Source organism: Collinsella sp. AF20-14LB (genome assembly GCF_003459505.1).
GTDB lineage: Bacteria > Actinomycetota > Coriobacteriia > Coriobacteriales > Coriobacteriaceae > Collinsella.
In genome coordinates, this window is record NZ_QRWD01000031.1 from 1 (window position 1) to 5,951 (window position 5,951).

Annotated in this window: 6 protein-coding genes; 4 read left to right on the forward strand and 2 right to left on the reverse strand. The window is 62.1% G+C overall.

Going from position 1 to position 5,951, the window contains the following annotated elements; all coding sequences use genetic code 11:
* Positions 1–407 precede the first annotated feature (407 nt).
* Positions 408–1,412 (forward strand): tRNA glutamyl-Q(34) synthetase GluQRS, encoded by a 1,005-nt coding sequence (gene gluQRS, locus DWX63_RS10800; RefSeq protein ID WP_255413254.1) that lies wholly within the window; start codon positions 408–410, stop codon positions 1,410–1,412.
* Positions 1,413–1,427: 15 nt separating this feature from the next.
* On the opposite strand, the gene DWX63_RS10805 is transcribed toward gluQRS, so the two are convergent.
* Both DWX63_RS10805 and DWX63_RS10810 read right to left on the reverse strand, forming a co-directional pair.
* A complete protein-coding gene (locus DWX63_RS10805) occupies positions 1,428–2,153 on the reverse strand; it encodes a metallophosphoesterase (RefSeq protein WP_117843705.1) in 726 nt (241 codons plus the stop codon).
* A gap of 85 nt (positions 2,154–2,238) precedes the next feature.
* Entirely contained in the window at positions 2,239–2,478 is a 240-nt protein-coding gene (locus DWX63_RS10810; RefSeq protein WP_117843706.1) for a hypothetical protein, read from the reverse strand.
* 590 nt (positions 2,479–3,068) lie between these two features.
* Here DWX63_RS10810 and DWX63_RS10815 point away from each other — a divergent pair.
* Genes DWX63_RS10815 through DWX63_RS10825 form a run of 3 tightly spaced genes read left to right on the forward strand, consistent with a single transcriptional unit; the run spans position 3,069 to position 5,694 of the window.
* Positions 3,069–3,611 carry a DUF4342 domain-containing protein gene (locus DWX63_RS10815; protein ID WP_117843707.1) on the forward strand — a complete coding sequence of 181 codons (543 nt, stop codon included), beginning with the start codon at positions 3,069–3,071 and terminating at the stop codon, positions 3,609–3,611.
* Positions 3,612–3,629: 18 nt separating this feature from the next.
* Positions 3,630–4,415: a response regulator transcription factor gene (locus tag DWX63_RS10820; RefSeq protein WP_117843708.1), complete on the forward strand. Its 786-nt coding sequence runs from the start codon at positions 3,630–3,632 to the stop codon at positions 4,413–4,415.
* Positions 4,399–5,694, forward strand: coding sequence for a cell wall metabolism sensor histidine kinase WalK (locus DWX63_RS10825; protein WP_117843709.1), 1,296 nt, complete (start codon positions 4,399–4,401; stop codon positions 5,692–5,694). Before DWX63_RS10820 ends, DWX63_RS10825 begins: the two co-directional genes overlap by 17 nt.
* Positions 5,695–5,951: the final 257 nt, after the last annotated feature.

Below are 5,951 nucleotides of genomic sequence, written 5' to 3' on the forward strand. Positions count from 1 at the left end.
GGGCTCTCAATGTTTTATGTCCTGCTCATATCGTCTCTGCCGGCAGTCTGGGACACTCCTTGCCATGGCCCGCGCCAGCAGCAGACACCACTTCACAGCTCCGTCACAGGTGTAGCGGCTTTGTGTTGCCGCTAAAAACGCTGATTGAGCCTGCGGGCGAAGGGCATAAAGCAGTTGAGCGAAAACGGTTTGCCCCTTTCCCGTTCGCTCGAGGATCATGTCCCCCTTTTCCGCGGAAACCCCGGCAGTTGCGAAGAGCTGCCGGGGTTTCTGTCGTCTTAGGTGCCGAGTTGATGGACAGGTATCAAAGCACCGAGTCTGCGACCCGCCATACGCAATGAGGGGCCTCGACAACTTGCGGACCACAGTGACGCCTCCCCATCGCGCCCCGCGCTATACTCGTCCGCATGGATATCAAAGCACGCAACATAGCAACGCCCGCCGTGGCCACGTCGACGGCGACTCCCTCTCCCACCCCCGTCGTGGGCCGCTTTGCCCCGTCGCCCTCGGGCCGCATGCACCTGGGCAACGTGTTCAGCTGCCTGTGTGCGTGGCTTTCGGCCCGCAGCCAGGGCGGCAGCATCGTGTTGCGCATCGAGGATCTGGACGATCGCTGCAAGCGCCCGGAACTTGCCGCTCAACTGATTGACGACCTAGCCTGGCTGGGACTCGAGTGGGACGAAGGCCCCTATTACCAGCACGATCGCCTGGATCTGTATGAAGCCGCCCTGCGCCGTCTGCAAGACGCCGACCTCACCTACCCCTGCTTTTGCACGCGCGCCGAGCTCCACGCCGCAAGCGCGCCGCACGCCAGCGACGGCACGCCCATCTACCGCGGCGCCTGCCGAAACCTTTCTGCCAAAGAAATCGCCCGCCGCAGTGCTCTGCGCGCCCCAGCCACGCGTCTGCGCGTGCCCACCGTCGATGATCTCGCAGACGACGTGATCGAATTCGTGGACCGCACGTATGGTGCCCAATGCGAGGCGCTCGCCACTGAGTGCGGCGACTTTTTGGTGCGCCGCAGCGACGGCGTGTTTGCCTATCAGCTGGCCGTGGTGGTCGATGACGCCGCCATGGGCGTCACCGAGGTCGTGCGCGGATGCGATCTGCTGGGTTCCACGCCGCGCCAGATCTATCTGCAGCATCTGCTGGGACTGCCCATGCCGCGCTACGCGCACATTCCGCTGCTCATGTCACCGGACGGCCGCCGCCTTTCCAAGCGCGATCGCGATCTGGACCTGGGAGAGCTCCGCGCCCGCTTTGGCACACCCGAGGCACTGCTGGGCTGGCTCGCCGGGCAAACGGGCATCGTGCCGGACACCACGCCGCGCTCTGCCGAGCAACTGGTCGAGCACTTTAGCTGGGACGTTATCCGCGCACACCGGGAGAACATCACTGTAACGGCCGAGTAGCCGCTCACTCCACCCCTACGCAACATCCCAGGGCTGGAGTTCGTCGCCCAGGCGAACGATGCAGTCGTAGAGCACGGTATGGCGCTCGGCCGGGTTGGCATCCCGATGGAAATGCCCGTAATACCAGCACTTGTAATCCAAGCGGTCTTCCAGCTCATCGAAAAATGCCGTAAGCCGATCAACGGCGGGGTAATTCCAGCCGGGTGCCGGATAAAGCGTGGGCGAAAGCATGCGCGTAGAGCAGGTGTGGGTGACCACGTAGTCGACCTTCCAACCCACGCTGTCGAGCTTTGCCCGCGCCTCCTCAAAGTTGCGCTCGTCCGGCAGTTCCTGCGGCCACCAGCTGGAATAGGGAATGCGGTATTCTTTGTCCACGCTCGTGGCGCCGCCCATGGTAAAGATCGTTGAGCCGTCGAGCTCAAAAACCTCGCCGCGCGTCAGGCGCCGTATGGGGGAGGTATCCGACAGACGCTGCGTCAGCCCACCGTGCCACAGCTCCATGGGACGCTCCGCCCAGTGATCGAAACGCTCGTGGTTGCCGTCGACGAACAGCACGGTATAGGGGCGCGACTCCAGCCATGCGATATCGGCGCATTCCTCGGCAGAATAATCCCACGGAAAGCCAAAGTCGCCCGCGATGATGAGATAGTCGTCGCTCGTCAGACTATCCCCAAGTTCCCAGTCGCGCAGCTTTTGCATGTCGATGCCACCGTGTACATCGCCCGTCACATAGACCGTCATCGGATCACCACTTCCCTGCAAGTCGCTAGCCCGCATTCTGCACGATTACTAAGCTAACCGTTCCAGCCCTTCCATCCCTTAGGGCTTACCCCTCGTTCTTCCATCCAAACGGGTCAAGCACCCAAAAAACCAGATCGAGCAAGCCGCCGGTCATCATGGCGCCGGCAAGGGCCATGCAAACGTGCAGGGAACTGGCACTTCGGAGCACGTCGAATGGCCCCAGAACAGCCAGCAGCGCGACCGCTGCGCCGGCTACGCACAGCGCGAGGCACGGCCCCGCGTCCTTGACGCACTTCTTTGCGAGATGCTTGGTGTTGTCACTCATCAATATCGAACTCCTTAGAGGGTCGTTGTTTGGGTACATGCCGCCGCGGCAGAGCAGGACGGCAGGGTAAGTGTCACATGTCGTGCGGACATCCATGGGGAAACCGCCTGCTCGACCAACCCTTGACGCCGTTTTGCACCGGCACCCCATCCCCCGCTATTGAGGTCTAATACTTTTCCGCGAAGTGAACGTCTGTTTTTTGGCCCCCTGGAGCATCCGCATTTTTCAACGGCATAAACGCAGGATTCTGGCACCGAAACCGCAGGAAACGGCACCTCTAAAGTGTCGATGCTTCGAGGGTCCGATTTAGCTCGTTCACTTCTCGGAAAAGTATTAGACCTCGTCGGCAGCAGCCCAAAAGGCGAGTCGTTTCTCCCCCGCGCAACCCAATAGACACATTCCGCTCCTCCCTCACGCCACCCAAAAACTCATCCAACATTAATCTTGGCTCAAGAATCGCTTAATCTATAACCTGCACTATAGAGTTCGACCGAGGGCGGGGCGGCGGCGCGCAACGCAGGCCGCCGAACGCAACGCTCGCGCCCGGGCAGATCGCCCGACGTCGCGCCCATCGAACGAAAGGACAGGTCATGGACGACCTCGAAAAAGTTGAAACCATCCGCACCAAGTGCAACGTGAGCTACACCGATGCCAAGGCCGCGCTCGACGCCGCCGACGGCAACGTTCTGGACGCCATCATTTGGCTTGAGTCGCAGGGCAAGACCCAGACCACATCGGCGCATGCCGCCACCGAGTCCGCACCAGTCGATGAGCCCTCTGCCGAGATGGTCGCCGCGCAGGCCGCCTACGAAAAGTCGAGCGAAAAGACCGACTTCTCCAAGAAGATGGACAGCGTGTGGGAGTACCTCAAAAAGCTCTTCCGCCTGAGTCTGGACACCAAGTTTATCGCCACGCGCCGCGATGCGATCATCCTCAACATTCCCATCCTGATCCCCATCGTCGCGCTGTTTGCCTGGGGCGCCACGATATGGCTGATGCTGATTGGCCTGTTCTTTGGCATGCGCTACCGCATCGACAGCGACGGTGATGTACCCGGCAGCATCAATAACCTGATGGATCACGCCGCCGACGCCGCAGACGACATCAAGCAAAATCTCAACGACGACAAGTAATCGCAGACGGGGGCACGTATGGCACGAATCCTGATTGTAGAGGACGAGGAGAAAATCGCCCGCTTTGTGACGCTCGAGCTGGAGCACGAGGGTTACCAGGTAGAGCACGCCGCCGACGGCCGCACCGCCGTGGACCTGGCGCTGGAGCGCGACTACGATCTGATTCTGCTCGACGTACTGTTGCCGCAGCTCAACGGTATGGAAGTGCTGCGGCGCATCCGCAAGCACAAGGATGTGCCGGTGATTATGGTCACCGCGCGCGATGCCGTGATGGACAAGGTTGCCGGGCTCGATGCCGGCGCCGACGATTACCTGACCAAGCCGTTTGCGATTGAGGAGCTGTTCGCACGGATCCGCGTGGCGTTGAAGCGCTCGGAGGCCATGCGGGCGGCTTCGGGCGTAGCTGGCGTCGGCGCCGGAGCGGGCATGGCGGGCGTCGCGGGCGAGAAGGCCACCTCGATGCCCCCGGCCAGTGACATGGCCCAGACCCCTGCCTCGCCCTCCCCTGCCACACTCACCGTGGGATCGGTTGCGCTCGACCCCGACCGCCGCGAAGTCACGGTCGGCGGCTCGCCCATCGCGCTCACGGCCCGCGAGTTCGACGTCCTCGCCCTGCTTATGGCGCACGCCGGCACCGTGCTCACGCGCGAGCGCATCGCGCATGAGGCGCTAGGCTACGACTACGTGGGCGATACCAACAATGTCGATGTGCACATCGCACATTTGCGCGCCAAGATCGAAGACGCTGGCGGCGCCCGCATCATCCAGACCGTGCGCGGGGTGGGCTATGTCTGCCGCGCATAACGCCGAGGCCAAGCGCGTCACCTCCATCGCCCGCGCCATCAACTGGGGCTATATGTGGCGCCGCTTGATGAGCTACGTCTGGCTCGATCTGTTGCTGATGGTGATTGCGGCGGCGATCCTCGTCTATGGATACAACCAGACGCTGCCCGACAGCGCGTTTACCGCAGGCTGGATTCCCGGCGCCACCGTTCACGGCATGTCGCTGACGCCCGCACGCGGCTGGGACCTGACAACGCTCACCTATACCGTCGAGTTTGCGCGTACCACCAAGACCTTCCCCTTCGCGCAGGACCTCGTCGCGCTATGGCCTCTCTACCTTGTCGTTATGGGTTGGCAGGTCATCAGCGTGCTCAACATGCTCGGCGGCGCCCGCCGCGTGCGCCGCACCATGGCGCCGCTCAACGACCTTGCCTTGCGCGTGGACGAGCTCGGCCGTATGCAGCTCTCCGGCGGCAAGATGGAAACGCTGGAGCAGGCCATCGAGCGCGCAAGCGTCGACTCGCCGAGCGTCACCACCGGCGACGCCGACCTGGCAAGCATCGAGGTCGCACTCAACCGCCTGCTGCGCCAGATGCAAGAGGCCAAGCTGCAGCAGATGCGCTTTGTCAACGATGCGAGCCACGAGCTGCGCACGCCCATCGCGGTGATTCAGGGCTACGTGAACATGCTCGACCGCTGGGGTAAAAACGACCCGGACGTACTGGCAGAGTCCATCGCCTCGCTCAAGGCCGAAAGCGAGCACATGCAGGAGCTCGTGGAGCAGCTGCTGTTTTTGGCGCGCGGCGATGCCGGACGCACGGCCCTGCGGCATGCGAATACCAACCTGGCCGCACTGGTCGGCGAGGTATGCGAGGAGTCGCAGATGATCGATGCCGAGCACACGTATCGGCTGGCTTTTGACGCCTTGCTTGCCAGCGACCCGCGCTGCGACGCGCCCGTCGACGTGGCGCTCGTGAAGCAGGCTCTGCGCGTGATCGTGCAAAACGCCGCCAAGTACTCGGATGCGGGAACGACCGTCACATTTGGCATAACGCCCAATGCGGGCTTGGGCACGATCGACATAAGTGTTGAGGACGAGGGCATCGGCATGAACCAGGAATCCGCAGCTCACGCGTTCGAGCGGTTCTACCGCGCCGACAACGCGCGCGATGCCGGCGCGCAGGGCTCGGGTCTGGGGCTTGCCATTGCCAAGTGGATCGTCGATAGCCATGGCGGTGTCATCGGTGTGACCTCGGTCGAAGGGGTCGGCAGCCGCTTTACGATTCGCCTGCCACGGTAGGGATGCCCCCTCGTGGATCGAGGTCTAATACTTTTCCCGAGAAGTGAACGACCATATTCGGACCCCCGAAGCATCCGCATTTTTCGGCCGCAAAATCGCAGGATTCCAGCATCGAAACTGCAGGAAACGATGCCCTTAAAGTGTCGATGCTTCGGGGGGGGCTGATTTGTCTCGTTCACTTCTCGGAAAAGTATTAGACTTCGGTTTTTTGAGGCTTATAGGACAAAATGTGTGTCCCGATAGAACATCCGTTTCCA

Coding starts and splice junctions, on each gene's coding strand:
- gluQRS (WP_255413254.1), top strand. CDS start 408: ATGGATATCAAAGCACGCAACATAGCAACGCCCGCCGTGGCCACGTCG.
- DWX63_RS10805 (WP_117843705.1), bottom strand. CDS start 2,153: ATGACGGTCTATGTGACGGGCGATGTACACGGTGGCATCGACATGCAA.
- DWX63_RS10810 (WP_117843706.1), bottom strand. CDS start 2,478: ATGAGTGACAACACCAAGCATCTCGCAAAGAAGTGCGTCAAGGACGCG.
- DWX63_RS10815 (WP_117843707.1), top strand. CDS start 3,069: ATGGACGACCTCGAAAAAGTTGAAACCATCCGCACCAAGTGCAACGTG.
- DWX63_RS10820 (WP_117843708.1), top strand. CDS start 3,630: ATGGCACGAATCCTGATTGTAGAGGACGAGGAGAAAATCGCCCGCTTT.
- DWX63_RS10825 (WP_117843709.1), top strand. CDS start 4,399: ATGTCTGCCGCGCATAACGCCGAGGCCAAGCGCGTCACCTCCATCGCC.